Origin of the sequence: Natrinema pellirubrum DSM 15624 (assembly GCF_000230735.2) — an archaeon.
Taxonomy (GTDB): domain Archaea; phylum Halobacteriota; class Halobacteria; order Halobacteriales; family Natrialbaceae; genus Natrinema; species Natrinema pellirubrum.
Genome location: NC_019962.1, coordinates 2947388 through 2973971, shown reverse-complemented (window position 1 = coordinate 2973971; position 26584 = coordinate 2947388). Strand labels below are relative to the sequence as shown.

Genomic DNA, 26584 nt, shown 5'->3' with positions numbered 1-26584 from the left:
TGCAGAACTGAAACGGTACTGTTTCCATCGGTTATCGCACCTGTAGTAAACCCGTTCGGAACCGACGGGTCGACCGGATGAGACGTGATATCCACTCACGACGATCCGTATTGGCCGTCACAGCCAGTTGTGTACTCGCGAGTGCAAGCGCCGCCAGCGTCGTCGGCGATACGGACCGATCGGACGCGGGGACCGTTTCTCGAGCGTCGTTCGTCGTTCGCGAGGGGACGCCGGAAGAGACGACGGTGTACGTGACAACCGCGGACGCCGAGGGACCGACGGCGGTCGTCGTCGGCGGGATCCACGGGAACGAAGTCGCGGGCTATACGGCCGCCGGCCGGATTGCCGACTGGCCGATCGACGCCGGCACGCTCGTCGCGATCCCGGCGGCCAACGCCGTCGCCATCGAACGCGGGACGAGAACCGACGACGACGGAAACAATCTCAATCGACAGTTCCCGGAGGGTGAACCCCCGGGAACGGAACTCGCAGGGGCCATCTGGGACGTCATCACCGAATACGACCCGGACGTCGTCGTCGATCTCCACGAGTCGACGGGCATCTACGCGGGCGATCCCATGGACGGCGTCGGCCAGGCGATCTTTCACGGCGAGAGCGATGCGGCCGCCGACACCGCTGGCGCTGTCGCCGACGCCGTGACCCGGAAGTTCGTCGACGACCCCGAACTCGAGTTCCGGCCCGGGCCGTTCTCCAGCCCCGAGAGCGATCCGACCGGCTTGCTCGTCCACAAAGCCGCCCGCGATCTGGGGGCCGATGCGTTCCTCGCGGAGACGCTCTCGACGGGCGTCGAACTGGAAACTCGTGTCCGATGGCACACGGCGATCGTCGACCGGCTCCTCGCGGGCGAGTTGTTGCTCGAGGACGCCGGCGACGGCAGTCCTCCCGAGAACCGGGACGACGCGGAGCCCTCGGAACCGGTCGACGACGGCACCGACGACGAGGGCCAGACCGGGGAGTCACCCACTGCACGGATCACGACCGCCCCGGCATTGGGTTCCGACACGACGCTCGAGCCCGGGCAGACGGTCACGCTCGACGCGTCACAGTCGTCCGACCCGGACGGAGAACTCGTCCGCTACGAGTGGCGTCTCGGTGATACCGGCTCGTTCGACGAGACCGGGGAGACGATCGACGTGACGATCAGCGCGACCGGCGACCACCCGGTGGCGTTGCGCGTCGTCGACGACGACGGAGCGACTGATGTCGATCGGCTCACGCTCTCGACGGACTGCTAACCGCTTCTCGTTGCAGTCCAGTACTTGCCTCGAAAGAGAGACGCATCGTTACCCGCTGTCGGTCGATTCGGTACGCGACTCCCGCTCGACGAAACGCCCTCGTGGGGCCCGAATCAGTGGTCGGCCACACGCAGCTTCCAGAGGTCGTCGAACGTGATGACCTCGATGTCAGCACTGTCGATGTACTCGAGCAACGACTCGTAGTCGTCCTCGGGCATCGTGTTGGTGGCCTCGAACGTGTGGAAGTTCAGAATCGTACACTGGTTGTGTTTGGCAGCCAGATCGACACACTGCTTCGAGATGTCGAGGTCGTGCCCGATCGTCCGCGGGAGGGCGAGCGGATCGAAGCCGTAGACGCTCGTCGTGTTGACGTTGCCGGCCTGGTTGAACCCGCCACAGTAGTGATAGTCGGTCGTCCGCTCGAGGCTCGTCTTGTCGAAACTGTTGTGCGGATGGACGATGTAGTTCGCCCCCTCGAACCCGTTGTCGACGAACCACTGTTTGTCCCGTCTGAGCCGTTCGTCGATCGTCTCCGCGTCGTCGAGTTCGTGAATCGGGTCGTGGGTTCCGTGGACGACGATCTGATCGCCTGCCTCCTGTCGGTCCTGCAGTTCCGAGATCGACATGTGCCCGTCAACACCCTGTTCGGCCCACCGCGGCACCGGTGCCTGCACTGCCGGGAACCCGTACTCGTCGTGCAGCGGCGCGGCCGTCTCGTAGTAGTCGAGCGTTCCGTCGTCCCAGCTCAACATGACATAGCCCTGATCGGGCGTCTCGTGGGTGCGCAGGTCGTCGATCCAGACTTCCGCTTCCGGCATCGAGTGCAGCACCTGCACCTCGAGCCGATCGAGGTGATCCAGCGAGGGCTCGGGCTCGCTTTGCTGGAAGACGCCGGGGCTCGTTCTGAACCAGCCGACGTCGGGCGCACGGTACCTGATCTGGCGGAGGGAGTAGACCTTCTCGCTCCCGAACTGGTCGACGAGACGCAGGTTGACGGCGATACTGTCGGGCGTCGTCGTTCGCACCGCGACGGACAGATCCGTCGCCGTCAGGTCCTCGCCGTCGAGGCTCCGTTCCGCGATGACGTTCTCGCTCCCGTTCGACTCGAGCCTGAAGCTCTGTTCGCCGTCGAAAACGACGTCGGTGTCGGCCGTTCCCGAGCCCTGAACGACTGTCCAGGCGTCGAGATCGCCGAAGTCGTCCAGCGATTCGCCCGGCTGCCGGAACCGGTCCCGGCTATCGAACGCCGTCTCGAGCGCTGGGACGCCGTCCGCAAGCCCCGGCGTGGCCGAGTCGTCCGGCGCATCGGTCCCGTTCGACGAACCGGTGTCGACCCGATCGACCGCCGACTCGATACGATCCGCACAGCCGGCCATTCCGACGGCACCGACTGCACCGGACAGTGCGAGGAACCGACGTCGCGTGGCGCGTTTCCGTGTCATTGGCGAGCCGATGCTACCGACAGCGATCCTATTATTATAGATCCGATAGGCCGGATCGACCGTCGTCGGGATCGACTCGGCCCCGTCGAACCGGTGCTTAACAGTCGCATAGTAATTGCACGCTCGGCCGGAGGAAAGCTACGGAGGCGGACGTGCGGACGGCCGTTCGGACCCGTCCCCGCATCCGGACGCCGTCTGCGAGGTGGTCTTCGACGATGAACAGGGAACTCTTCGGTGTATTCGGCGGTATCGACACGTTCGAGCAGTTTCGATCCAGCGACGACTTCGACGAGGTACTCGCCGGGCCGACGCTCACGGTCGGAATCAGGGATTCCGACCTCGGCGCTCCGGGCTGGAGCGCCACGTACACCGGCGACGAGGGCCGTTGTCTCGTCTGGGGCGAATCGTACGTCCCCACGGACGACCCGAACGCGGCTCGCTGGCTCCTCGAGCGCTACCGGGCGGACGGTATCGATGCGCTCCGTGATCTCAACGGCTCGTATCTGGCCGTGATCGACGCCGGGCCGACCGACGAGGCGGTTATCGCCACGGATCCGGTCCGTTCCCGCGAGTGCTTCTACACCGACGAACCGGGACCTCGAACCTTCGGAACCGACGCCGCTTCGGTCGGTCGAACCGTCACGGAGCCGACGCTCGACCGAGACGGTGTCCTCGAGTTCCTACATCTGGGGGTGGCCCTGGGCGAGAAGACGCCGCTCTCGGAACTCCGTCGGGTCCCGCTCGACAGCCGACTCACGTCGACGGCGATCGACCCGCTCGATCGGTTCGTCTACGATCCCCAGCCGGCAGCGGACTTCGACGCGGTCGGGGAACTCGCCGATCGTCTCGAGCGGGCGCTCCGTCGGCGATCGGTCCTCCCCGGCCGAAAGGGCGTCCTCCTCTCGGCGGGCTATGACTCGCGGATCATCCTCTCGCAACTCCCCGAGATAGCCCACAGCTACACGGTCGGATCGCTAGACGCACAGGAGGTCCGCGGCGCGAGAGCGGTCGCCGCACAATACGGCGCGAGCCACACCGCCTTCCCGCCGGACGAGCGGTACCTCCGACCCGACGAGTCGAAGCGCCGGTACTCACAGGGCATCAAGGAGTCGTTGCACATCCATCACGCGGGCTACACCGACGAGATCGATGTCGACACGATGTATCACGGCCTCCTCTGTGATACGTTCTTCCGGGGTCACTTTACCGCCGAGAACACCGTCGACGTCCTCGGCAAGCGGGTTCCGACCGGTCGCCTCGAGTCCGACCCGGACCCCGTCGATGCCTTGCTCGAGAAGTTCGGATACAGCCGCGAAACCAGCCTCGATCTCGCCGAGCGGACCTCGTTCGCCGTCGATCCGGACGCGTTCGTCCGAGGGGCGATCCGCGACGAGTTCGACTCGAGACGGTCGCGTGCGGACCGGATACAGAACGCACTGACCTGCTGTGGAATCGCCAATCAGCCATCGATGCCGTTTCACAATCACCTCTCCGACAACTTCCTGACGTCGTTTCTGGCGGCCGATCGGGACCTGATCGACTGGCATCTCCGGACCCCGCCGGAACGCCGAACGACGGAGACGTTCCTCCGGGCGTGTGAACGGATCGACGACGACATCTTGCGACACAGACCCCCAGACCGCCCACACGAGACGACGCTTTTCAACGAGATCGAAGGCTTCGTCCGCCGGAAGACCCCGTTTCTCTCGTCGTTCGAACCTCCCTGGCCGGACCGGGAGGCACTCTTCGAACGACACGACTTCGATCAGCGGCATCTGGGCGACCTACCGCACGTCCACAGCCTCCCGACCCGCCACAAGCTCAGGGTCATCGACCTCCGCGGGTGGCTCGAGTTCCGGCCGGAGGGAGCAATGCGACTGCGCTCCTGGCTTCGACCCCCGGATCCAGCGGTCGCATAACCAGAGAGCCACAGCGGCGACAGTTCTATTATCCGATATGTGCGGCCGCGGCGAACTCCCGTGAACAGCGCCTAACAGCCACCTATTCAGTTTACGGGAAATAAACCGTGAGAAACCTTATATACCACGGGGAGTTAGCCTGGAATATGCGTCTGACGCCATCTTGGTTGCGCTCTTCGTCGGCGGATTCCGCTGAAGAGCGGTCCGAGGAGTCCGATCCTGATGCCGGGTCGACGACGGTCTATGCCCCGGGCTGCGATTTCTTGGCGGGAGACGACACCGATACTCGGGTGGGGGAGTTCCTTCCGGAGTCAAACGCCGCTCTCGTGACCGTCCTCGACGAGATGGTCATGCCCGCCACCGTCGACGAAATTACCGACGCGTTGGTCGAACCAGCCGACCCGCCGATCGAAACGTGGGCGGCCGTCCACGAGCGCCTCTACGAGGACCGGCTGCCGGCACTGGATGCATCGGGAGCCATCGAGTTCGACGAAACACAGGGACTGGTCGAGCGCTCGGCGACGCCCGTCGACGGGACTCACTCGGTTTCGCCGACCGTACTCGTCGCGATCTCCATCGGTGTACTGCTCGTCGTACTCGCGTTCGGTGTGGTTGTGACGAGCGCACAGATCGAACCGCAGACCGTGCGCCGGTTGTTCTCCCTCGGCAGTGTGACGGCAGCCGCCGTCAGTTGACGAGCCGGCGGATCGTAAGCACGGTGAACAGCGACAGGATGAGTGCGCTCAAGCCGATCCCTGAGAGAAGCGAAGTGAACGGCATCTCCATCACTGCACCGAGGAGGATCGCGTAGGAGACGACCGTCGCGAAGATATAGGAATCCTGCCACTCGGGACTCTCAACGTCTGTCTCGTCGGGCGAGTCCTCGGACGGATCCAGCTCGAGGAACGTGTCGACGCGATCGGCGAGGGGCTTTCGTTCGACGATCCCGCGGTTCTTCTGATACTCGATCAGGCCCGCGTTATCGAGTTTCGAGAGATGGGACTGGTACAGCGGAATGTAGACGCGCTGGCGTTGGGTAGACGTGAGTCCGTCGACGGTAGTATCGTGTTCCCACGCGGCGACCTGTTCTGCGACGTCTCGCATGCGTACGGGCCCGTTGGTGCCCCGGAGATACCGGAGAACCATGCGCCGGCGTTCGTTCTGGAGGAGATGGAAGATTTCGTCTTTCGAAAACGGTGGCTCCTCGGAGGGGTTATCAGCTTCGTCAGCCGGGTCCTGAGCGTCGTCGGTCGTCCCCTGCCCACTTTTCTCTTCGGAGCTGATATGTTTCGCTTTCATTTCGCCAGTCTTCCGTAGTCAGAGGGAGGTAATAAAGCATAGAAACCGTGTATCCGAGAATTACTGATTTTATGTATTTCCATGGGATTCTATCTGTCTTTTCTATATTTTTAAAACCCCGATACTGGTGATTATAGGGGTTGAAAACCACGATACGAGATATCCAATAGGGCATTTATTTCACGCCTACTGAGGATACATCGTTCGGAATCTTATAGCGAGTTTTGGACCGTTCATGACCGCGTGACGTTCACGGAATCCACTGTTGTGAGTGGGCGGCTATTCACTATCGGCTTCGTTATGGTTCGGTACCGATCTGACCCGATGGGGCGGGCTTATTCTGGCGATAATAAACCATCACCACCCGCTAGTGACGAGGAAATGAGCGACACCGACTGGTGGTTTTTCGATCTCGCGGTCGTCATCGCAGTCACTGGCGGGCTCATGTTCGGGATCATTTCGGGTCTCTCCGGCATCGAACGAATCGTCTTGACGATTCCCCTCGTCCTCTTTCTACCCGGGTATGCGCTCGTCTCCGCACTCTTTCCGGACGAACCGAACGACGAGTACCAATCCTTCGACGACGAGAAGACGGGACTCGGGAATCCGTTGCTGGTCAGTGGCGGGCTCGAGGCGATCGAGCGGACGATCCTATCAGTCGTCTTTAGCGTTGCCCTCGTTCCCGCGATTGCCCTTTTCGCGACCGTAACCCCTAGGGGTGTGGCGCTGAAACCGATCCTCCTCGGACTCTCCATACTCACCGTCGTCCTCGCGCTCCTCGCGATCGTCTCTCGCTACCGCTGTCCGGCCGATCGACGGTTCGTGCCGTCGATTTCGCCGGTCTCCCCGTTCTTCGATCGCGGACGGCCGAGTCCGTACGAGCGGACCAGCCGTCGACCGTACAACCTGGCGATCGTGATCGGGCTCGTCCTGTTGCTCGCGAGCGGGGGATTCGCCCTCGCGAATCCGCCACAACACGACGGGTTCACGGAGTTTTCGGTCGAAACCGAGAACGTCACCGGCGAGACCGACACGATGTACGAGTCGACCTATACTGCGGGCGAGCCACAGGAACTGCAGGCGACGATCACGAACCGGGAACACGAAGAACGGACCTACACGACTGTGGCGTTGCTCCAGCGGGTGAGTTACGAGGAGAACGCGACGACCGTCCGCGAATCGACCGAAGTAGACAGGCGGACTGCGACGGTCGCCGCCGGCGACTCCCACGGACAGACCCTCGCGATCACGCCGTCGATGCGGGGCGACAACCTACGGGTAACGCTGTTGCTCTACGTGGGCGAACCGCCGGCGGAGCCGACGACGGAGAACGCCTATCGTGCGATTCACCTGCCGATCGAGGTGACATAGATGTGGCCGTGGGAACACCTCGCGGTCGCGTACGTTCTCTACTCGCTAGCCACGAATACGATCGCTCGAGAGCCGCCCTCGGCGTGCGGGGTACTCGCCGTCGCCGTTGGCTCACAGTTCCCGGATCTGCTCGACAAACCCCTCGCCTGGACGGTCGGACTCACGGACGCCGGCTACTCCGTCGGTCACTCGATCTTCGTCGCGCCGCTCGTCTGTCTCGGTGCGTACGCGGTGGCCGCCCGGTGGGGCCGTCGAACGCTTGCGGGTGCGTTCTCGATCGCGTATCTCTCTCACCCGCTTGCGGACCTGCTCAGCCAACTGCTCAGAGATGGGGCGGTCGATCCCCGGACCGTCCTCTGGCCGCTCGCGTCACCGCCAGCGACCGCTCACGGGGGGTTTCTCGACCATCTCGGTCTGTACGTCGGCCGGTACGTGAGCCTGCTTCTCGCCGGCGGCATGACGCTGCAGGTCCTGTTTCAGCTACTACTTGGGCTTGCGGTGTTCTCGCTATGGGTCGCCGACGGCGCGCCGGTCGCGGCTGACATGTGGCGACTACTGCGCGCCCGTCGGGCTCGCTGACCGGGTTGGCTGCCGCAGAAGAGTGTCTTCCTCCACCGTGTGACTCGAGTCGCGCTGTGTGCTACTGTGTCCGTTCTCGCGGTCGTTCGATGGAGACCGACCGGAGCGAGAGCGATCGAGTCGACGTCGATAACGGTACCGATCGACTCGTCGTCGCGACGGGGTGACCGGCGGCTCGGTCTCGAACTGTCACTGTTCTCGATCCGCCGGGCAACGGATGGGCCGCGATCGGTCGCTCAGCGACCGAACTACCACCGACGAAACGCGACGGCAGAAGCACTATTTCGCTCGTCGTCGAATCCGCGGCTCGAGCGCGATCTGATATCGTCGAGGACACCGGCCCAATGACAGGGGAAGACGATTAGCTCGCTGCCGGGGACGGCGTACACATCGTCACGTCGCCGTTCGTGTAGACCGTCGCTTGCTCCGGCCGGCAGAGTTGTGTCCGTGAGAGGTCCGCAATCCGTGCGTTCTCGTCCGAGTCCGTGACATACGTGGCATCGGTCGACTGGGCCGATCGATAGACCGTGTAGTCGTGGTCCGCACTACCGCCTTCGGGGACCGTCGCGGTCGTCGTCGACGGATACGCGCCGGTCCGTTTGAACAGCGTCTGATACGGGTGGTCGGTGTGGAGTTGCTGATCCGGCCGGATCTCGTCGCCCTCTGGCGAGCCGGTCAGTTCGGCGATCGACTCGGCCGCGGCGAGTTCCGACTCGTCGTATGCGAGGCGCTCGTGGTGGTCGGAAAACACCGGATCGTCGGCGTTGCTTTCCGGGGCGAGAAACATCGCACCCGGATAGGCGAGAACGACGACCAACAGGACGGCGGTGGCGAGCGACGGCGACAGGTTCCCGCGCAGCGTCTGCAACCCGATCGCGCCGAGAATGGCCATCGGCGCGTAGAGGAACGCGAACCAGCGGGTCGGGATGAACGTCCGGACGCCGAACATCGGTAATCCGAGGACGAACACCAACATGAACGCCGCCGCCAGCAGGAGGGTAAACACCGATTGTTCGGCGCGGCGCCTGTGGACGACGTACAGACACCCGACGAACGTCACACCGAGCAGGAACAGAAAGCCCAGGACGTCCACGTAGGGGACGATCTGGTCCAGCAGTGTCTGTGCGGCCTCGGTCCCCGCCTCGCTGCTATCGGACGAGGATTCGCCTGCGGTGTTGAGAAAGCCGGCGCTCTCCTTGAGCGTCTGCGTGAAGTAGCTCAACACGGTCGCTAGAAACGACTCCTGCCGGTACGGTGTCAGCGACCACACGAAGATCGTCAGCCCGAGGTTGAAGACGACGAGCCCGACGAGGTTGACCGGCTTTTTCGTTCGGAACACGCTCGTATCGAGGCGCGTGAGCCCGAACGGGCCGACGACGAACACCACCTGGGCGAGAAACGCCGCCAGCAGCAAGACGAGCATGATGAACGTCGATACCTGGTGTGTGAGGATGACGGCGACGCTCAGCAGTAACAGCAACGAGAAGTCCCGGATCGAGTACTCGATCCGCATCACCCTGAGCAGCGCGTACAACATCGCGAGGAAGAAGACGAGCCCCAGACTCGTGGGAATGTGATGTGTCCCCCACCGCACGACGTGACTCGCGAACGCGTAGAGCGCCGTCGCCAGTACCGCCCACCGCTGTGTGACGAGCAAGTTCGTCGTCGCGTAGACGAGCAGGACCGAGAGCGGCATCACGAGGCCGACGGAGAGGTACAACGCGGCGCGGATCGGAACGTCGTACAGCAACGACGAGGCGGCGACCAGCAGGTGGTAAAACGGCGATCCGTAGTGTTTGTCGTGGGAGATCGCACTCAGTGACTCCTCCGTGAGGATTGCCTCGACGAACTCGCGATGGGTCCAGATGTCGATCCCGATGTAGCCGGGCGTCGCGTACAGCGCGGTAAACCGGAAGACGACCGCGAAGCAAACGATCTGGAGCAACAACAGCCCCGAATGGAAGTCCCGGTCGCTTGCGAAGACGATCTGGGCGACGACGAGCGTCCCGACGACGCTTGCCGCCCCGAAAAAGAGGGGCGTTCTGGCTCCCTGGACGACCGTCAGCAGCACGAGTGCGGCGAGTCCGGCGAAAACGATGCCCGGAAGCGCCATCGTTACCGGCGACGGCAGGGTCGGGACGTCCCGTGCGTCGTCGCGCTGATACAGCGAGAGGAGATACAGCGCACACGCGGTCCCGAGGACGATCGGGACCGTCTGGATGTAGATCTGTGATGCGAGGAATCTGAGCGGGAACAGTACGAGCGCGAGGACGAGCCCGACGATCGCTGCGACGGTGTCGAGTCGCAACGGCCGGAGTTCCGACAGCGAGCTATACGTCATGACTGACCCCCGTCGGATAGCCGGTCGCTTCCTCTCGGTCGAGTACTCGGCGATACAGCCCGTGGAGACGCTCGCCGAGCGAATCGACCGACAGTCCGTCGACGGCATCGCGACTGTGGGCTCGGTCGCCCGTTTCGACGATCCGCTCGAGGCCGCCCAGAAGGGCACCGTCGTTGTCGCTGACGACGCAGTTCGTCACGTCGCCAACCGTCTCGTGGACGAAGCCGACGTCGGTCGAGACGACCGGCAGATCACACGCAGCGGCTTCCTTGACGACCATCGGCCCGCTCTCGCGCTTCGACGTGACAAGCAGGAGGTCACTCGCGTTCATGTAGTAGGGCATCTCCGCGTGATCGACGCCGGTGACCGTTCGGAGTTCGACGTCGACCTCGGCTCGCTCGACGAGTCGCCGAGCCCGCGGGAAGTCCTTCACCGCTCGAGTCCGGTCGTACGGGAACAGCGCGACCGGCCGGTCGGTCTCCCACCCGACGTACTCGCGCGCGTGCGCTCGAGACATCGGCCGAAACAGGTCAGTGTCCACGCCGAACGGAATCAGGTCGTGATCCGTCTCGAGTTCCCGCGACATGGGCTGGCTCGGGACGACCGCGGCGTCCGCCCGTCGGACACCGTACCGACTGACCGATCGGAGCCACGACTGCTGGCCCATGAGGTCCGTTCCCCACAGGGTCACCACCACGGGTCGAGTCGGCTGTGCGAGCGCGAACGGCGCGACGAGGCCGTAGTTCGCGTGAACGATGTCGAACGACGACGAGCGGACCGCCGAGAGGACGTTCGGATAGAACCGTGCGTACGCCGCGGGCGACCGGCCCGAATCGCCGCTGTGTCGGCCCGGGACCTCGAGAACCGTACAGTCGACGCCGCGATCTTCGAGGGCCGATACTTGCTGGTCGAAAAACGGCCGTCGCGAGGTAACCAGTTGGAGGACGTTCATGATCGGTCCGGGTTCGCTGCGGGAGCGGGTCGGTCGGCCGTCCGCGTCTGTGCGATCGTCTCGAGCTGTTGCACGACGAGATCCGTCACGTCGATCCGATCCGCGAGCAGGCGCTCGCGCCGGCGGGCCCACGTGTCGTCGGGTTCCGCGAGGACCGAGACCGCCCGCTCGAGGCCGTGGACGTGTCTTTCCTCGCCGGTGTACTCGAACAGGAGTCCGTACTCCGCGTCGAGTTCCGCCGTGTAGCCCAGGGAGAGGGGGTTCACGTAGACGGCCGGCGTGCCGAGGACGGCGGCCTCGGCCGCGGTCGTCGCCCCCTCGCTCAGAACGACGTCTGCGGCGGCGAGCAGGTCGTGCATTCGCTCCGGTGCCGTCGTGAACTGGTAGGACTCGAGGGCCGCCGGCGGCTCGCCCTCCGCGGTGAGCAAGACCTGCAGGCCCGCCGCCTCGAGCCGATCGACGACCGCGTGCGGGTCGTCGAAACCGCCGTGGCCGACGTCGTGGGAGGCCGTCCAGCTACTGAGCCGAACCACGGCGAACGACTCCTCGGGCGCGAGACCGACGGCCTCGAGGACGGCCGGATCGGGCTCGAACCGCTCGGGATGGAGATAGGCGAGTTCGTGATACCCCGGATACGTCACCTGTTTCGGGCCGATATCGTCTCGGTAACACTCCGGCGTCGAGATCGTGTCCGCGAACGGATAGCTGAGTTTCGTGACGAGGGTCGCGTGTTCGGTGTCGTAGAAGACCAGGCTCTTCGCGCCGACCACCGACGCGACGTGGGCGGCGGCGACGCCGCCGATGGCCGTGATGACGTCCGGCTCGAGTCGCCGCGCCCGCTGGAGTAGTCGGAGTTCGTACGTCGCCTGGACTGCCGCCAGCGAGACCAGCGAATCGGAGTCGCCGGCCAGTACCTCGTGGTCGATGTCGTACGCCTCGAGGAGTTGGACGGCGACGTCGCTCTCGCGGGCGAAGACGTGGACCTCGTGACCCCGGTGTTCGAGTTCCTCGATGGCGTGCCGGAAGAAGTGGACGTGACCGGGGTGTTGTATCGTTATCATGACGCGCATGTCACGACACCCCCATCTCCGCACAGGCTGGAACAGCGGCTCCGACCGGCGATGGGCGAGTGGCCGTACGGCCCGTCACCGTCCCGGTTACGTATCGCTGGTCTCGCATCGCCTCACAACCCCCGGTAGACGAATCCCGCATCGACGGCGGCGTCTTCGCCGACCGTCCCGGTCACGTCGATCAGTGCGGGGTCGTCGGTGAGTTTCCTCGCTACCGACTCGAGATCCAACTGTTCGAACTCCGCGTGGGGCGTCGCGAGGACGACGGCATCGAAGCCCTCGAACGCGAGCCGTTCCTGGACCTCGATGCCGAACGATTCCCGGGCCGCGTCGCCGTCGGCGAACGGATCGTATCCGGCGATATCGATGTCGTACTCCTGAAGGGCGTCGATGACGGCGTCGATCTTCGAACTGCGAATGTCTCCGACGCCGGCTTTGTACGCCAGTCCGAGTACCAGAACGCGACTCTCGCGGAGCGTCTTGTGACTCTGGTTGAGCGCTTTGATCGTCAGCTCCGCGACGTGATCGGGGACCGATTCGTTGACCTGCCGACTCGTCTGCATGAGTTCGGGGTCAAAGCCCTCCCGTGCCGATCGGTACGCGAAGAAGTACGGATCGACCGGGATACAGTGGCCGCCGACCAGTCCCGGTCGGTAATCGTGGAAGTTCCACTTCGTGCCCGCGGCCTCGAGAACGGCCCGACTGTCGATGTCCATGTTGTCGAGCGCCATCGAGAGTTCGTTGACGAACGCGATGTTGAGGTCCCGCTGGGCGTTCTCGACGACTTTGCAGGCCTCGGCGACTTCGATCGACGGGGCGGGGTGGACGCCCGCGTCGACGACCGACTCGTACAGCGTCGCGAGGTCTTCCAGCACTTTCTCGTTCTGTGCGCTGACGACCTTGACGACGTCTGCGAGACCGTGTTCGTCGTCGCCCGGCGTGGCGCGTTCCGGGGAGTAACCGACGAAGAAGTCCGTGCCGGCGGTCAGTCCGGACGCGTCCTCGAGTGCCGGAGCGAGGACCTCGCGCGTCGTCCCCGGGTAAACCGTCGACTCGAGGACGACCGTCGTCCCGGGTTCCATCTTCGAGCCGACGGTGGCCGCCGCGCTCTCGACGTAGCCGAGGTCCGGCCGCTCGTCGTCGTCGATCGGCGTCGGAACGGCGATGATGACGTAGTCGGCCTCGGCGATCGAGGTCGCGTCGGTCGTGTAGGAGATATCGCCGTCCTGAATCGCCTCGTCCGGGAGGTCACCGGTCGTGTCGACACCCTCCTGGAGTCGGCCGACGGTCACGTCGTCGACGTCGTATCCGATCACGCGGTAGTCCGACTGGGCGAATCCGACCGCAAGCGGCAGTCCGACGTACCCCAGTCCGACGACGCAGATCGTCGCTTCGCGCGTGGACCGGTCCGTCGGGTGTTCGAGGGTAGTTCCCTCATCGCTCGTTTCGAACGCGTACTGGCCGCTCGTTCCCTCGTCCGCTGTCTCCTCCGTATCGCTGATTATCGTAGTCATGGGTGATGCGTTGTCGCTGGACCGTCACACGACCGCGTGCGACGGCGATGTCCGAAACCGATGCGCCCGCGGTCCGCGGGCCGTGCCGTAAAATCCGCAAGTCGCTGTCGGGGGTTTACTATACCGCGGCTAAGCGACTGCAAGCGTGAGAGGGAGTGAGACCGGGCCGTGTCGGGGTTGTCGACGGCATCGACCGGTCGAGCCTGAACGGCCGTCTGAGCGCTTAGAACGTTATTAAACTCGCCCATATGGGTTCATAATGAAGGGGCCACGGCTCGGATCTCGGGTGCGGTCGGCGAGTCCACCCCATCGGACTCGGTCACGCACCGACCGTCACAGAATCGCGTACTCATGGTTTCCCATCCTCAGATCGGTGTCGGCGCCCGGTTCGAATCGATTCACACCGTCGTCTCGATCGACGCCGGCCCGACATCGATCTCCCACCAGGGCGTACACGCGATCCCTCCCGGAGTCGGCGGTCGATCCGGTGGACCGTTGGCCGTGATCCAACTGCTTCGCGTGACGTCGTTCTGGGAAGCTACCCAGATCGTGATTCTGTCCCTGCTGATCAGTGCCCTCGTCGGGATTCGTATTGCAGACGCGCTGTCGGAGCGCGAACTCGAGTTGCCGTCGCTCGCGCTCGGTACGGATCCGACGGGAGCGACGGACGACCCGTCCGACGCAGCCACTGCCGATCGCGAGCCACCCGGCTCGTATCTCTCGCCCGAAACGCCACCGAGGCTCCTGAGCGACGAGGGGACGGTGGTCCGATTGCTCATCGCGAACGACGGCCGCATTCGCCAGCGGACGATCGCGGCGGAGACCGGCTGGTCGAAGTCGAAGGTGAGCAGGATCTGTTCCCGAATGCACGCCGACGGGACGATAGAGAAGCGGTCGCTCGGACGAGAGAACGTCATCGTCTTCGCTGAGCGACCGGTCGGCAACGAGACGCAGTCGGACGACGCCGAGAGTCCGGCCGCCTGAGCGCCGGTCACTCCTGTCAGCGCCGTCGTCCGGGTCGGACGACGACCGGCATCACCGAACCGACGAGCGGCGGCGATGTGGCTCCCGCCGTCGTCGAACCCCGTCATCGGCGTCTGTAACGGCGTTCGATCGCGTAGTCGACCTCGAAGCTGCTATTTGCTGCCGGCCGAAGCCGATCGGGACACCGTTCGGCCGTTTCGTTCCGATGTGCTGTCCCTGTCGACGGGCACGGCTCCGGATAGGCACCGTGTCCCCCGTCGATGCGCGACGCCGCTGGTCGCCGACAGTAGCCGCGGGAGCGACGGATCGATCCCTGCTACGACAGGGATGACTCGAGCAGTCGTCCGTGCTGCGTACAGGGGAAACAGGATCGGCTGCGGGGTCGGAACGCGGCGGACGAACGCGTCTTATACAGTCGATAGCCGGCGTCGTATTCGCGGTACCGTCTTATTCGTGCTATAGTAATGGCCGCTATCGTCCACGGGGGAAACGGAGCCCGACCGTCCGCGATGGGCGGCTCGGACCGGAGATACCAATGACACGGAACAGGACTGAACGCAAGGCAGCGGTCTCGAACCGACTCGATTCGTCCGTCCCGCTCGACGAGTACGCCGGTGCACACCGGCCGGGTGGTGCGGTGCAGCCGCCGACGGTCGCACGAACGGGGGTGAGCGGCTAATGTGCGGTATTATCGCGCGCATCGGTCACGGGAACGCGGCGGAACCGCTCCTCTCGGGCCTGGAGAACCTCGAGTACAGGGGCTACGACTCGGCTGGGATCGCCGTCCAGAACGGGTCCGGCGTCAAGGTACACAAGTGTTCCGGCGAGGTATCCCGCCTCAAATCGAAGCTCGATACCCAGCCACACGGGAACATGGGGATCGGCCACACTCGCTGGAGTACGCACGGGCCACCGACCGACGAGAACGCCCACCCGCACACGGACACCGCGGGCGACGTCGCCGTCGTTCACAACGGCGTCATCGACAACTACGAGGAACTCAAGGCCTCCCTCCGGTCGGACGGCCACGAGTTCGAGAGCGACACCGACACCGAAGTCATCCCACATCTCATCGACGAGTATCGGGCGGAGACCGGCGACACCGAACGAGCGGTTCGTCGGGCGGTCGACGTCCTCGAGGGGAGCTACGCGATCGCCGCCATCGTCGACGGAGAGGAGGCGGTCTACGCCGCGCGGAAGGGATCGCCACTGGTTCTCGGGCTCGACGACGACGAGTGGTACCTCGCCAGCGACGTCCCGGCGTTTCTCGAGCGCACCGAGGACGTGATCTACCTCGAGGACGGTGATCTCGTCGTCCTCGATCCGGACGCCTACCGGATAACCGATCTCGACGGCAATCCGGTCGAGCGGGCCGTCGACACCGTCGACTGGGATCCGGAGGACGCGGGGAAAGGCGAGTACGACCACTACATGCGCAAGGAGATCCACACGCAGCCGACGGCCCTCGCGAACACGATCGAGGGCCGGATCAAGGACGGCGACGTCGCCTTCGAGGACCTCCCGGCCGGCTCGTTCGAGGACGTCGAGTGCGTCCAGTTCGTCGCCTGCGGGACGTCCTATCACGCCGCGATGTACGGCGGCCAACTGGTGCGCGAGGCCGGGATTCGAACCGAGGTCCTGCGTGCGAGCGAGTACGAGTCCACGTCGGGGCCGGTCGACGAGAACACGCTCGCCGTCGCGGTCACCCAGAGTGGCGAGACCGCCGACACCCTCGATGCCGTTCGGACGGCAGCCAACCGAGGCGCGCGGACGCTCGCCGTCACCAACGTCGTCGGGTCGACGGCCGCGCGTGAAGCCGACGACGCGGTCTACATCCGTGCCGGCCCGGAGGTCGGCGTCGCGGCGACGAAGACCTACTCCTCGCAGGCGGTCACGCTCGCCATGCTCAGTCAGCGCATCGCCGGCGACGTCCCGACGGCGACCGCCGCCGACGATCGAGCGGCGATGCTCGAGGCGCTCGCGGACCTCCCCCAGCAGGTCGAGACCGTCCTGGAGACGAGCGAGGCCGAACCCCTCGCCGCGGACACCATCGACAGCGAGTCGTTCTTCTTCATCGGGAACGGCCCCGCCCATTCGGTCGCGCTCGAGGGGGCGCTGAAGTTCAAGGAGATCACCTACGAACACGCGGAGGGGTTCGCTGCTGGGGAACTCAAACACGGCCCGCTCGCGCTCGTGACCGAGAAGACCCCGGTGTTCGCGGTCGCGACCGGCGATGCCGACGGGAAGACGAAGACGAACGCGATCGAGGCCAAGTCCCGCGGCGCGCCGATCGTCGCCGTCGGACCGGACGACCATCCCCTCGTCGACATCGCCGACGCCCACCTGTCGGTTCCCGATACTCACCCCGTCTGGACGGGGCTGCTCGCGAACGTCCAGTTACAACTGCTCTCCTATCACGCCGCGACACAGCTCGACCGCCCGATCGACAAACCGCGGAACCTCGCGAAGAGCGTGACGGTCGAGTGACCGTCTCGCGCGGTCGTTAACACCTTTTGCGCGCTGTTCGATACCCGGTCCAAACCGAGAACCGTCTCTAGCAGTGCGGCGACGGAACGATGGGACTGAGGGACGGACGCGACGGCCCGACTCGAGTCGCACACGGAATCGCGGAACGCCGACCGTTGGCTTCGGCCGGTGAAGCAGCACCGTCACCGGCGCGGCGACTCGGTACCAGCGAAGCGACATCGACCGCCACCTGAATCGGGCCCAGGTCATCGTCCTGTCCGAGCCGGCGAAAGATGCACGTGGCTAACGCGTCCACTCGAGGCGGCGGTGTCGGCGCGGTCGCTCACTCGGACTGTCGTACTCGATCCCGTCGCCAGATTCGAGACGCGAACGCGGCGGACACACAGTGGCTCGACGGGGATCAAGAAGACGCCGACCGATTCGGTCGATCACCGGACTCGAGCGCAACGAGCCGGAACCGAAACAAGAGAGCCGACCCCGCGTGACACACCGAGACCGGCAGCCGATTCGATTACCCGTCGTTCGACGCGAGCGTCAGTGTAATCTCGTCGTCCGAGCCGTCGATCTCGACGTCTCGTGCCGTTTGCTCGAAGCCGTCCGCCGACGCAGTCACCGTATACTCGCCGTCCTCGAGGGCCGTGAACTCGACCGTCCCGTCGTCGCCGACGTCTTTCTCGTCGGTTTCGCCGGTGGTTAGGAACCCGGCGTCCTCCTCGAGTTGCACGGTCGCGTTATCGATCGCATCGCCGTTCTCGTCTTCGACGGCCACTGACAGCGTGTGACCCTCGGTCTCGCTATCGTCGTCGTCAGTGCCGCTACTATTGCTATCGTCGCCGGTGGTTCGTTGGTCGAGTGTCAACGTCTTCGTCACGGCATCGCCGTCGACCCCGACGGTCTCGTTCGAGGGCCGGTATCCGTCGGCGTTCGCGGTCACCGTGTACTCGCCGTCCGCGAGCGAGAACTCGGCTTCCCCGCTTCCGTTGACCGACTCCTGCTCGCTCGAGTCCGGTCCGGTGTCGACGGTGACGGTGGCGGTATCGATCGGCTCCCCGCTCCGATTCTCGACGACCGTCGTCAGCGGACGGAGATCGTCGCTGGCATCGGTTTCGTTGTCGCTCCCGGTGTCCGCTCCACCGTCGCTACTGTTACCGCTTTCCGTCTCGCCGTTTCCGTCGCTGGTCTCGTCGGACTCGTCGTCGCTGTCGCCGTCGCCGCTTGCCGTGTCGTCATCCGATGGGTTGCCACCGCCGTCGGTCGGCTGGTCGAACCCGTCCACGCTGTCACTGACCGACCCGATGGCGCTGCTAACTGAGGCACCGCTTGCGGCGAGTGCCAGCCCGGCCAACAGGAAGACGATGCCGGTGACGGTGAGCAAAATCTGGACGCTGCGTTGAATCGATCGGGTTTCCGTCCGGTTTTCTCGGGCATTACGGCGCATTATCGGTGAACGGGGGAAGACGCTGCTGGGTGTTGCATTACACACTCCTCGACTCGCCGACTGTCCCGCTCGAGGAACGTCGGCACTGCTGTTCGTCCGAGACTGGTATTCGAGATATCATTACCCGACAGTTCACCGTCTACCGGTTCACTATACGGTCCATAAGTCCGTTCCAGTCCGAACAACCGGTCGGTTCGCCGCTGCTTCGGCGGTTCCGACAGTGCTGTCTCATCGCCTCGAGGTCGACACGGTGAGCGGCTACCCGGTAGTCGAACGAGGCGGAACGGTACCATCTCGCCCCCGACGAGGAGGGCGGGGTGAGCCGTGCCGATCCGCGTTGCTTCCGATTCGTTCGTCGGTGCCACCGCATGCGTGATCGGCCGCCCGGATCTTAGCCGGCGTCGCTCTCCGTTCCGTCCGCCGAATCGTCGACGAGTTCGAAGTCGGTCGAGCCGCAAGAACACCTGTCTTGCCCGATAATCTTGATTTCACCGTCCGGCCACTGCCGTGCTGCGTAGACGGAGTTACACGCTGTACACGTCGCAAGCACCCGTGTCACGTCGTCTCTGTGTGCCATCCCCGAGGGTGAGTTTGCAAACAAACTGAATGAAAGTTTCTACTCCATCGCCGGCCAAAACGAGCGGCGCGACCGGGGCAGTTCAGCCGCGATAGACGGCGTTTCTGCTCGCCTCGATCAGCGAATCGGAGGCTGCGTCCGAGACCCATAGTGGGATACCGGTCGGCGAGTCGTGGCCGGCAGCGACCACCGGGCCAATGGGGAGTGATTCGGGGCAGGGGACGGCGGACATGACGGCTGGGAACGCGTTCCTACTCGTTGAGATGCGATCGATACCCGTTGGGTTCGAACCCGCGCCGGCAGATCACACGCTTGCGACCGACGGTGATCGCGCTGATCTGGTCGTCGTCTTCCATCCGATCGATGACGTCCTCGAGGCGGTCCTGTGCCCACCCGGTCTCCTCGCGAACGGTCGATTGATCGACGCGGCCGCCGCGTTTGACGAGCAGTCTGAGGATCTTGTCCTCGTCGGGGAGTTCGCCTTCGTCGACGCCGTACTCGATCTCTTCGGCGTAGCTCAACGTTTCGTCGTCGGGGTCGTCGTCCGGTTCCTCGGTCGCCGCCGCGGACTCGTCCGATTGGGCCTCGTCGGCCGATCCGCTCCAGAGAGAGGAAAGCCGCGTCCAGAGTGTGTTGAATACCATGTGTTGATCACGCTCCGCTGGGACTACCACAGCTTGAACGCCCACCTACCTTGATTTTATGTTTTGTGGATGACATTGGTGTACGCGGTCGGTTACGGTATGACTATCGTGACGGGACCGTCGGCGAATAGCGACGGCCTTGCGACCCGCAAGTCAGTTATCACTTTCAGCGACCGACAGGCTTGCCGACTCACGCGATCCGACGGATCGCGGATACGTCCCAGCCGGCCGAGAGGGCGGTAGTTCACCCTGTCTCCCACCTCGAGTCGGACGCAGGGTCGAAACCGCGGGACCGCCTCAGCGGTCGGTCGAACGGACGGTCTCGAGGTACGTCTCGGCGAGCGCGTCGAGCGCCTCGTGACCGTTCGTCGAGTGGGGTGCCGTCAGCGGCGAGACGCTGATGCGGCCCTCGACGACGGCCCGGCGATCGGTCCCCTCGGGGTCCGGCAACGATTCGGGGTTCATGTCCTCCCAGACGCGGTCCTTGAGGGTGACGTGTGCGCCGTTGCGTTCGGCGTCCATCTCGTAGCGTTTCGAGGGGCGGGTGATCTCGATGGGGGCGGGGTCGCCGTCGGCCACCGGAACGTTGACGTTGAGGTACGCGGCGTGGTCGAAGACGCCGGCACCGAGGGCGTGCTCGGCCAGATAGCTCGTCACGCGGGTCGCCTCGGCGTAGTCGGCAGCGGTCAGGTCGGTCTCGGCCAGCGAGGTGCCGGCGGCGGGGACGTACATCGAGGTGGCAATCGCCGGCACGTCGAAGAACGCGGCCTCGACGGCGGCGCTGATCGTTCCCGATCGGCCGAGGACGTACTCGCCGAGGTTCGCGCCCTTGTTACAGCCCGCGACGACCAGATCGGGGACGGGGCCGAGTTCGGCCAGCCCTGCGACGACGCAGTCCGCCGGCGTCCCGTGGACCGCATACCCCAACTCGCGCTCGTCGACCTCGACCTCGTGGGAGAGCGAGCGACCGCAGGCGCTGCGGTCGTCGGCCGGGGCGACGACGGTCACGTTGGCGCGCTCCGAGAGGGCGTCGTACAGCGCCCTGATGCCGGTACTGTCGATCCCGTCGTCGTTGGTCAACAGGATCTCGAGGTCGTCGCTCATATCGCTCCCGTTGGACGGCGACGCGAAAAGCCCACCGCTTCCGGCGACGGCTCAGGCGATCCGGTCGACGATCGTCTCCTCGTCGACGACCAGGTTGTACGCGCTCTCGTCGTCGTTCCACAGCGCGAGGGCCCCCTCGAACGAACAGAGTTCGCCGTAGTCGGCCTCGAGCAGGTCCCGGTTGAGGGCGGTCTCGTTCGTGACGACGGCGTAGTGGTCGGTGTCTTCGCTACCGTCGCTGATCTTGAAAAGCGGGTTGGCTCCCTCGTCGGAGAGCGAGCGGCTGAGCTTCGCTGCCACCAGATCGATCCGCTCGGTGACGTGGCGTTCCATCTCGGCCATCTTCGCCCACTCGTCGGTGTCCAACGCCATGTCGGTCCGCCGACGGCCGTCGACGCGCAACAGCGAGTAAGAGAACTGGACATCGACGTTCTCGAACTCGCCGGGGGCGTGGTCGGCGTCGTCGGCCGGCGTCGCCTCGTCGAGTCGTCGCTGGAACGACGGGGTCTCGAGGTCGGGCCGGACGTCGAACGACCAGCCGCGATCCGACGGCGTCTCGCCGGGCCAGAGCCGAACGGTGGGACCGTAGACCGTCACCGAGCCGCGCCGGTAGTCCGCCGGGTCGTCGCCGTTCTCGTCCCCGTCGTCCGTGCCCACCGCGACCGCGTCGCGCTCCCAGAGCCGCTCGCCCTCGAGTTCGCGTTCGACCTCGCGCAGGCCGACGCTCGTGTTCTTGTCCGCGGGGGCCATCGCGAGGAGGGTCCCCTCGGGCGCAAGCGTCTCGAGGGCCGATCGTGCGACGGCGACGGGGTCCTCGAGTTCGCTCAGGACGTTACAGGCCAGCACGAGGTCGAACCCGTCGTCGGGCGCGGTCGGATCGAAGCCGGCCGATCCCTCGCCGTCGGCGGCCGCCGCGGGGTCGAATTCCTCGGCAGTGGTCCGGTGGATCGTCGGGTGGACGTTCCGGTCGGTCTCCGAGAGCAGATCCGCGAGGACGTCCGCGGCGGCGCTGGGTTCGACCGCGTGGTAGTCGACCAGGGCGTCGTCGGGCAAATAGTCACAGAGCCCGAGCGCGGGGCCGCCGACCCCCGCGCCGATATCGAGGACGCGGAGGTCACGACCCAGCAGCCCCCGGTCGGCGAGGTCGTCGAGCGCGTACTGCACCGCCGCGTAGTAGGCCGGCAGGTGATAGATCGCGTAGCCGGCCGCGGCGTCGTCGTCGTACTCGACCGATCGGCCCTCGAGGTAGTCGGCCTTGAACCGCCGAATCGTCGACCGCAGCAAGTCACCCGAGGCACCCTCGAACCAGTTCGGTCCGTAGCGATCCGCCAGCAGGTCCTCGAGGCGGCGTTCGTAAGCGGCGGGGAATCGCTCGACCGGACCGCGACGGGGTCGGACCGGCTCGTCCGCGACCGGGACGAAGGTGCCGTCGTCGCGCTCGATCAGCCCGAGGTCGGCGGCCTCCTCCCTGAGGAGTTGCCGGACCACCGCGGGATGGGGGGTGCCCTCGACGTAGTCACAGATCTCGTCGGGATCGATCGGTCGGACGTTGCGCAGATACTTCGCGTTCGATCGGACGGCCTCGCGTTGGTCACTCATTCTCGGACTCGTTCCGGGTATCGCTTGCTCCGTGCCAGTTCGCCGCCGCCTCCCGGTAGAGGGCGGCGAGTTCGTCGGCGTCGGCGTCGGCGACCGCGGCGGCGGCGTCGGCGACCGCGTCCGCACCGTCGAACGTCGCCTGAATGTCCGCATAGACCCGCGGCGTTCCCGCGGTCACCTGTCTGGCGAGTCGCCCCAGTTCCTCGTAGATCGGCGTCTCGAACCCCTCGGGGACCGGCTCCGCCGCGAGCGCGAACGAAAGCACCGCAGCGTGGGTCGCCGCCTGGACCGTCTCCATGGCGTCGTCGTGTTCGGTCGCCGTCGTCTCGACCAAGTCGTTGCCCCGGGCCGCGAGCCCGGCCAGCAACTCGTCGGTGACCGGCCCCGACTGCTCGCGGACGACGGCGATCGAGCCGGGAGCCCGTTCGGGGGCGAAGAGCGGATGCAGGCTCGCCCGTTCGCGGTCGGGTGCGTGTCGCTCCATCGCCGCGAGCGCGGGTTGCATGACGCCCGAAACGTCGACGATCGCTCGCTCGGCCCGCTCGGCCTGGGCGGCGATCGCGTCGGCGACCGTCGTCATCGGCACCGCGAGACAGACGGCGTCGTAGGTCCGGTCGCCCTCGAGGTCGGCGACCTCACCGCCGACCGTCTCGGCCGCGGCCGCCGCGGCGTCGTCGTCGACGTCGGCGAACGCGATCCGGGCGTCGATCGCCGCCCCGAACCACGACCCCATCGACCCCGCGCCGACGATCAGTACGTCCATCGCCCGCTCCTACCCCCCGACGTTGCAAAAGCCGTTCGATCCGTCCGATTCCGTGACTGACCGCGACGGGCGGCTGCCCGAAACACACTCGCCGTGACGGCCCGACCCCGATCGGCGGCATCCGGTAGCGATAGTTCACCCGTCCGGTTGTCGTTGTTTGGGCCGAGCTACTTGAGGCCGCGCCACCGAAGGTCGAGCATGACACGGATCGGAATCGTCGGTGCGGGTGCCGGCGCAGCGGCCGCGACCAACGCGCTCGAGCGAACGGCACCGGACGCCGACGTAACGGTACTCGAGAAGTCCCGCGGGGTCTGCGGGCGGGCCGCGACCAGACGCCGCGACGGGACGGTCTACGACTATGGTGCGAATTACGTCAAGTCCGACGACGATCGAGTCGTCGATTTGCTGACCGAAACCCTCGACACTCACGGACTGGTTGATATCGAGGAGCCTGTCTGGACCTTCGCCGTCGACGGCGAGGTATCGCCGGGCGAGGACCGCGACGATCACAAGTGGACGTACCGGCAGGGACTGACCCAGATCGCCAAGCGGCTGTTCGCCCGTAGCGACGCGACGGTCCACCGGGAGACGCGGGTCGAACGGGTGATTCGGGACGGCGACGGTGGTCGGGGTTCCGGCGAGACGGCGGGCGTCTGGCATCTCGAGGACGCCGACGGCCGGCGGTGGGGGCCGTTCGACGTCCTCCTGTTGAACCCGCCAGCGCCACAGACCGCCGAACTGCTGCTGTCGGCCGACTGGGAGAGCGACGTTCGGGGCCGCCTCGTCGATGCCATCGACGCCGTCCCCTTCCGGACGATCTGGACCGGGATCTTTCACTACCCCTTCGAACTCGAGACGCCCTACTACGCACTGGTCAACACGGACAAGGCCCACGAGGTGGGCTGGGTCGCCCGCGAGGAGTGCAAGCCCGGCCACGTCCCCGACGGCGAGTCGCTGCTGGTCGTCCAGGCCAACCACGAGTGGTCGGTCGACCGCTACGACGAACCACCGGCGGAGAACCTGACCGAACTGGCGGCCCTGACCGCCGACCTGCTCGACGACGAGCGTCTGCGCGAGCCAGACTGGACCGACCATCAGGGCTGGCGATACGCCCTCCCCGAGGACGGCGTCGCCCGCGATCCGCTCCAACTGGCCGAGGCCGACGGCCTCTACTGTCTCGGCGATTGGGTCGCCGGCGAGGCCCGACTGCACGCGGCGTTGCGCAACGGCCTCGAGGTCGCCGAGCGCGTCGCCGACCGCCGGTAATCGGTCACAACGCCCCGGCGACCGCGTTCAACACTGCGGTCTCGACGAACAAGACCACGTGATCGCCGCCCTCGACGACCGTCTCGCCGCGGGGCGTTATCAGTTCACCAGCGCGGCTGATCGCGCCGACGACCACCCCGTCGGGCAGGTCGGCCATCGCCGACTGGATCGAGCGTTCGAAGAGAACGCTGTCGGCATCGATCTCGATCTCGAGGACCTCCGCGCGATCGGACTCGAGCATGGCGACGTTTTCGGTCCGCTGCTCGCGGGTGAACCGGGTGATCTCCTCGGAGGTGACCAGCCGCGGGTTGACCCCGACATCGATCCCGACCGTCTCGAAGAGGTCGACGTACGCGGCGGACTCGACGACCCCGATCGTCCGCTCGACGCCGATCCGCTTGGCAAGCAGGGAGACGAGCAGGTTCCGCTCGTCGCTTTCGAGGGCGGCGACCACGATATCGGACTCGTCGACGTGTTCCCGGACGAGGAAGTCGATGTCCGTCGCGTCGCTTTCCAACACGAGCGTGTCCGGCAGACGCTCGGCTAGTTCCCGCGCCCGCCCGGGGTCGCGTTCGATCAGTCGCGACTCGACCCCCTCGGCCTCGAACAACCGTGCGGTCTGGTAGCCGATCTCCGTCCCGCCGACGATGACGACCTCACGGGCGTCCTCGAGGGTCGGTGCCGGCGTCAGCGCACTCGCGAACGACCGGACGCTCTCCCCGGAGCCGATCACGACCGCCGCGTCGCCGGTCCTAATGACCGTCTCACCCCGAGGCACGACGACCTCGTCCTCGCGCAACAGGGCCACGAACGTCAGCGACTCGAACCGGTCGGCCGCCGAGACGGTCTCGCCGGCGATCGGGCTCTCCGGGCCGATTTCGAACTCGGCCATCCGGACGAGTCCGCCGGCGAACGTCTCGACATCGTGTGCGCCCGGCAGCCCGGCGATCCGGACGATCGTCTCGGCGGTCTGGAGGTCCGTACAGACCATGAAATCCACACCGAAAGCCCCCATCGATTCCTCCCAGGTGCGAAGCAGGTTCGTCTGCCTGACGCGGGCGATCGTAAACGGGTCGCCGACCGCTTTGGCCGCTCCGCAGACGACGATGTTCGTCTCGTCGACGTCCGTACTGGCGATGACCAGGTCCGCGTCCGCGACGTCGGCCTCACGGAGCGTCTCGATCGCGGTCCCGTCGCCACGGATCGCCAACACGTCGTGGGAGTAGGTGACCTCCTCGACCCGCTCCGAGTCCCGATCGATGACCACGACGTGGTGATCCTCGTCGAGGCCCGCCGCGATGTTCGAGCCCACTTCGCCCGCACCGACGACGATCACGCGCACCGACGCCTCACCTCCCGCGGACTCGAGCCGGCGCTGCCAGCGTTCATGTCCGGACTGTCGACAGCGGCGCGGAAGTGGGTTTGGCCTGCTCCTCGAGCGAGCGACGCTGATCGATTCAGGGCATCTCGTGGACGGTCAGTTCGACGTCCCGCGGCCGACCCTCGATGTCCGCGACCAGCCGCTCGACGACCGTTCGGGCCTCGTTGAGCAGTTTCGGCTCGACCTTCCGGACGACCCAGTCCAGCGAGACGAGTCTGGGCAGCGAGATGGCGTCCTCGTTGGCCGAGTGTGGGTCGTAGACGGCCTCGAAGTAGATCCGGCTTGCCGTCTCGACGTCCGGCGGTGCCGACTCCGGCTCGGGTTCGACGCGCCACTCCCCGCGGGCGTCGAGGTGGTTGACGAGTTGCCACGTGAGCGACGTCGGGGCCGAGATGTCGGTCACCCGCGAGCGAGCCGTGTAGCTGAGCTTCCACCACGCCAACTCGAGGTCGTAGACGGAGCCGACGCCGCCGTCGCCGTTGACGCGGACCTCCTTCAGGTGGTCCGTGTACCGCGGGTACTCGGTGAACGAGCGGACGTACGGAAAGACCTCCTCGGGCGACCGATGGGCGAGCGTGCTGAGGAGAATTCGGTCCAC

Annotated in this window: 23 protein-coding genes; 9 read left to right on the top strand and 14 right to left on the bottom strand. The window is 65.7% G+C overall.

Annotation, left to right across the window (positions count from 1 at the left end):
• The first annotated feature begins 77 nt into the window (after positions 1-77).
• Entirely contained in the window at positions 78-1256 is a 1179-nt protein-coding gene (locus NATPE_RS14325; RefSeq protein WP_015299162.1) for a PKD domain-containing protein, read from the top strand.
• A 113-nt stretch (positions 1257-1369) separates the two neighbouring features.
• Here the strand turns inward: NATPE_RS14325 and NATPE_RS14320 are convergent, their stop codons facing one another.
• A complete protein-coding gene (locus NATPE_RS14320; RefSeq protein WP_006181235.1) occupies positions 1370-2698 on the bottom strand; it encodes a polysaccharide deacetylase family protein in 1329 nt (442 codons plus the stop codon).
• 215 nt (positions 2699-2913) lie between these two features.
• Here NATPE_RS14320 and NATPE_RS14315 point away from each other — a divergent pair, with 215 nt between their 5' ends.
• Both NATPE_RS14315 and NATPE_RS14310 read left to right on the top strand, forming a co-directional pair.
• Positions 2914-4617 carry an asparagine synthase-related protein gene (locus NATPE_RS14315; RefSeq protein WP_006181234.1) on the top strand — a complete coding sequence of 568 codons (1704 nt, stop codon included), beginning with the start codon at positions 2914-2916 and terminating at the stop codon, positions 4615-4617.
• Between the two features lie 146 nt (positions 4618-4763).
• Positions 4764-5312, top strand: a complete 549-nt coding sequence (locus NATPE_RS14310) for a hypothetical protein (RefSeq protein WP_015299161.1) — start codon at positions 4764-4766, stop codon at positions 5310-5312.
• On the opposite strand, the gene NATPE_RS14305 is transcribed toward NATPE_RS14310, so the two are convergent.
• A complete protein-coding gene (locus tag NATPE_RS14305; RefSeq protein ID WP_006181232.1) occupies positions 5305-5916 on the bottom strand; it encodes a DUF7344 domain-containing protein in 612 nt (203 codons plus the stop codon). The genes NATPE_RS14310 and NATPE_RS14305 overlap by 8 nt on opposite strands.
• A 381-nt stretch (positions 5917-6297) precedes the next feature.
• On the opposite strand from NATPE_RS14305, the gene NATPE_RS14300 reads away from it, so the two are divergent.
• Both NATPE_RS14300 and NATPE_RS14295 read left to right on the top strand, forming a co-directional pair.
• Positions 6298-7287 (top strand): DUF1616 domain-containing protein, encoded by a 990-nt coding sequence (locus NATPE_RS14300; RefSeq protein WP_006181231.1) that lies wholly within the window; start codon positions 6298-6300, stop codon positions 7285-7287.
• On the top strand, positions 7288-7866 hold the full coding sequence (locus tag NATPE_RS14295) for a metal-dependent hydrolase (protein ID WP_006181230.1): 579 nt from the start codon (positions 7288-7290) through the stop codon (positions 7864-7866).
• A gap of 361 nt (positions 7867-8227) precedes the next feature.
• Here the strand turns inward: NATPE_RS14295 and NATPE_RS14290 are convergent, their stop codons facing one another.
• From NATPE_RS14290 to NATPE_RS14275, 4 genes are all read right to left on the bottom strand, one after another.
• Positions 8228-10207, bottom strand: a complete 1980-nt coding sequence (locus NATPE_RS14290; RefSeq protein WP_006181229.1) for a glycosyltransferase family protein — start codon at positions 10205-10207, stop codon at positions 8228-8230.
• Positions 10197-11159: a glycosyltransferase gene (locus NATPE_RS14285; RefSeq protein ID WP_006181228.1), complete on the bottom strand. Its 963-nt coding sequence runs from the start codon at positions 11157-11159 to the stop codon at positions 10197-10199. Before NATPE_RS14285 ends, NATPE_RS14290 begins: the two co-directional genes overlap by 11 nt.
• Complete coding sequence (locus NATPE_RS14280) at positions 11156-12229, bottom strand: DUF354 domain-containing protein (protein WP_006181227.1); 1074 nt, start codon at positions 12227-12229, stop codon at positions 11156-11158. Before NATPE_RS14280 ends, NATPE_RS14285 begins: the two co-directional genes overlap by 4 nt.
• Before the next feature lie 113 nt (positions 12230-12342).
• Entirely contained in the window at positions 12343-13743 is a 1401-nt protein-coding gene (locus NATPE_RS14275; RefSeq protein WP_006181226.1) for a nucleotide sugar dehydrogenase, read from the bottom strand.
• A gap of 351 nt (positions 13744-14094) precedes the next feature.
• Here NATPE_RS14275 and NATPE_RS14270 point away from each other — a divergent pair, with 351 nt between their 5' ends.
• The 3 genes from NATPE_RS14270 to glmS all read left to right on the top strand — a co-directional run bounded on the left by NATPE_RS14270 (position 14095) and on the right by glmS (position 17214).
• Positions 14095-14727 (top strand): helix-turn-helix transcriptional regulator, encoded by a 633-nt coding sequence (locus tag NATPE_RS14270; RefSeq protein ID WP_006181224.1) that lies wholly within the window; start codon positions 14095-14097, stop codon positions 14725-14727.
• Between the two features lie 535 nt (positions 14728-15262).
• Positions 15263-15406: a hypothetical protein gene (locus NATPE_RS22355; protein WP_157557357.1), complete on the top strand. Its 144-nt coding sequence runs from the start codon at positions 15263-15265 to the stop codon at positions 15404-15406.
• Positions 15406-17214, top strand: a complete 1809-nt coding sequence (glmS, locus tag NATPE_RS14265; RefSeq protein WP_006181223.1) for a glutamine--fructose-6-phosphate transaminase (isomerizing) — start codon at positions 15406-15408, stop codon at positions 17212-17214. Before NATPE_RS22355 ends, glmS begins: the two co-directional genes overlap by 1 nt.
• A gap of 511 nt (positions 17215-17725) precedes the next feature.
• On the opposite strand, the gene NATPE_RS14260 is transcribed toward glmS, so the two are convergent.
• The 6 genes from NATPE_RS14260 to NATPE_RS14235 all read right to left on the bottom strand — a co-directional run bounded on the left by NATPE_RS14260 (position 17726) and on the right by NATPE_RS14235 (position 23339).
• Positions 17726-18652 carry a carboxypeptidase regulatory-like domain-containing protein gene (locus NATPE_RS14260; RefSeq protein ID WP_015299160.1) on the bottom strand — a complete coding sequence of 309 codons (927 nt, stop codon included), beginning with the start codon at positions 18650-18652 and terminating at the stop codon, positions 17726-17728.
• A gap of 391 nt (positions 18653-19043) precedes the next feature.
• A complete protein-coding gene (locus NATPE_RS14255) occupies positions 19044-19229 on the bottom strand; it encodes a hypothetical protein (protein ID WP_015299159.1) in 186 nt (61 codons plus the stop codon).
• Between the two features lie 251 nt (positions 19230-19480).
• Entirely contained in the window at positions 19481-19873 is a 393-nt protein-coding gene (locus NATPE_RS14250) for a helix-turn-helix transcriptional regulator (RefSeq protein WP_006181220.1), read from the bottom strand.
• A gap of 297 nt (positions 19874-20170) precedes the next feature.
• Positions 20171-20977 (bottom strand): 5'/3'-nucleotidase SurE, encoded by an 807-nt coding sequence (gene surE, locus NATPE_RS14245; RefSeq protein ID WP_006181219.1) that lies wholly within the window; start codon positions 20975-20977, stop codon positions 20171-20173.
• 51 nt (positions 20978-21028) lie between these two features.
• A complete protein-coding gene (locus NATPE_RS14240; protein ID WP_006181217.1) occupies positions 21029-22576 on the bottom strand; it encodes a small ribosomal subunit Rsm22 family protein in 1548 nt (515 codons plus the stop codon).
• The gene (locus tag NATPE_RS14235; protein ID WP_006181216.1) at positions 22569-23339 is read right to left on the bottom strand and encodes a prephenate dehydrogenase/arogenate dehydrogenase family protein; all 771 of its coding nucleotides are present in this window, start codon (positions 23337-23339) and stop codon (positions 22569-22571) included. Before NATPE_RS14235 ends, NATPE_RS14240 begins: the two co-directional genes overlap by 8 nt.
• Before the next feature lie 198 nt (positions 23340-23537).
• On the opposite strand from NATPE_RS14235, the gene NATPE_RS14230 reads away from it, so the two are divergent.
• Positions 23538-24605: an NAD(P)/FAD-dependent oxidoreductase gene (locus NATPE_RS14230; RefSeq protein WP_006181215.1), complete on the top strand. Its 1068-nt coding sequence runs from the start codon at positions 23538-23540 to the stop codon at positions 24603-24605.
• Between the two features lie 4 nt (positions 24606-24609).
• Here the strand turns inward: NATPE_RS14230 and trkA are convergent, their stop codons facing one another.
• Positions 24610-25947, bottom strand: coding sequence for a Trk system potassium transporter TrkA (gene trkA / locus NATPE_RS14225; protein WP_006181214.1), 1338 nt, complete (start codon positions 25945-25947; stop codon positions 24610-24612).
• A gap of 115 nt (positions 25948-26062) precedes the next feature.
• Positions 26063-26584: an SRPBCC family protein gene (locus NATPE_RS14220; protein ID WP_006181213.1), complete on the bottom strand. Its 522-nt coding sequence runs from the start codon at positions 26582-26584 to the stop codon at positions 26063-26065.

Bases quoted from the DNA above. Each gene is read 5' to 3' on its own strand.
- NATPE_RS14325 (WP_015299162.1), top strand. From the start codon at position 78: ATGAGACGTGATATCCACTCACGACGATCCGTATTGGCCGTCACAGCC.
- NATPE_RS14320 (WP_006181235.1), bottom strand. From the start codon at position 2,698: ATGACACGGAAACGCGCCACGCGACGTCGGTTCCTCGCACTGTCCGGT.
- NATPE_RS14315 (WP_006181234.1), top strand. From the start codon at position 2,914: ATGAACAGGGAACTCTTCGGTGTATTCGGCGGTATCGACACGTTCGAG.
- NATPE_RS14310 (WP_015299161.1), top strand. From the start codon at position 4,764: ATGCGTCTGACGCCATCTTGGTTGCGCTCTTCGTCGGCGGATTCCGCT.
- NATPE_RS14305 (WP_006181232.1), bottom strand. From the start codon at position 5,916: ATGAAAGCGAAACATATCAGCTCCGAAGAGAAAAGTGGGCAGGGGACG.
- NATPE_RS14300 (WP_006181231.1), top strand. From the start codon at position 6,298: ATGAGCGACACCGACTGGTGGTTTTTCGATCTCGCGGTCGTCATCGCA.
- NATPE_RS14295 (WP_006181230.1), top strand. From the start codon at position 7,288: ATGTGGCCGTGGGAACACCTCGCGGTCGCGTACGTTCTCTACTCGCTA.
- NATPE_RS14290 (WP_006181229.1), bottom strand. From the start codon at position 10,207: ATGACGTATAGCTCGCTGTCGGAACTCCGGCCGTTGCGACTCGACACC.
- NATPE_RS14285 (WP_006181228.1), bottom strand. From the start codon at position 11,159: ATGAACGTCCTCCAACTGGTTACCTCGCGACGGCCGTTTTTCGACCAG.
- NATPE_RS14280 (WP_006181227.1), bottom strand. From the start codon at position 12,229: ATGCGCGTCATGATAACGATACAACACCCCGGTCACGTCCACTTCTTC.
- NATPE_RS14275 (WP_006181226.1), bottom strand. From the start codon at position 13,743: ATGACTACGATAATCAGCGATACGGAGGAGACAGCGGACGAGGGAACG.
- NATPE_RS14270 (WP_006181224.1), top strand. From the start codon at position 14,095: ATGGTTTCCCATCCTCAGATCGGTGTCGGCGCCCGGTTCGAATCGATT.
- NATPE_RS22355 (WP_157557357.1), top strand. From the start codon at position 15,263: ATGACACGGAACAGGACTGAACGCAAGGCAGCGGTCTCGAACCGACTC.
- glmS (WP_006181223.1), top strand. From the start codon at position 15,406: ATGTGCGGTATTATCGCGCGCATCGGTCACGGGAACGCGGCGGAACCG.
- NATPE_RS14260 (WP_015299160.1), bottom strand. From the start codon at position 18,652: ATGCGCCGTAATGCCCGAGAAAACCGGACGGAAACCCGATCGATTCAA.
- NATPE_RS14255 (WP_015299159.1), bottom strand. From the start codon at position 19,229: ATGGCACACAGAGACGACGTGACACGGGTGCTTGCGACGTGTACAGCG.
- NATPE_RS14250 (WP_006181220.1), bottom strand. From the start codon at position 19,873: ATGGTATTCAACACACTCTGGACGCGGCTTTCCTCTCTCTGGAGCGGA.
- surE (WP_006181219.1), bottom strand. From the start codon at position 20,977: ATGAGCGACGACCTCGAGATCCTGTTGACCAACGACGACGGGATCGAC.
- NATPE_RS14240 (WP_006181217.1), bottom strand. From the start codon at position 22,576: ATGAGTGACCAACGCGAGGCCGTCCGATCGAACGCGAAGTATCTGCGC.
- NATPE_RS14235 (WP_006181216.1), bottom strand. From the start codon at position 23,339: ATGGACGTACTGATCGTCGGCGCGGGGTCGATGGGGTCGTGGTTCGGG.
- NATPE_RS14230 (WP_006181215.1), top strand. From the start codon at position 23,538: ATGACACGGATCGGAATCGTCGGTGCGGGTGCCGGCGCAGCGGCCGCG.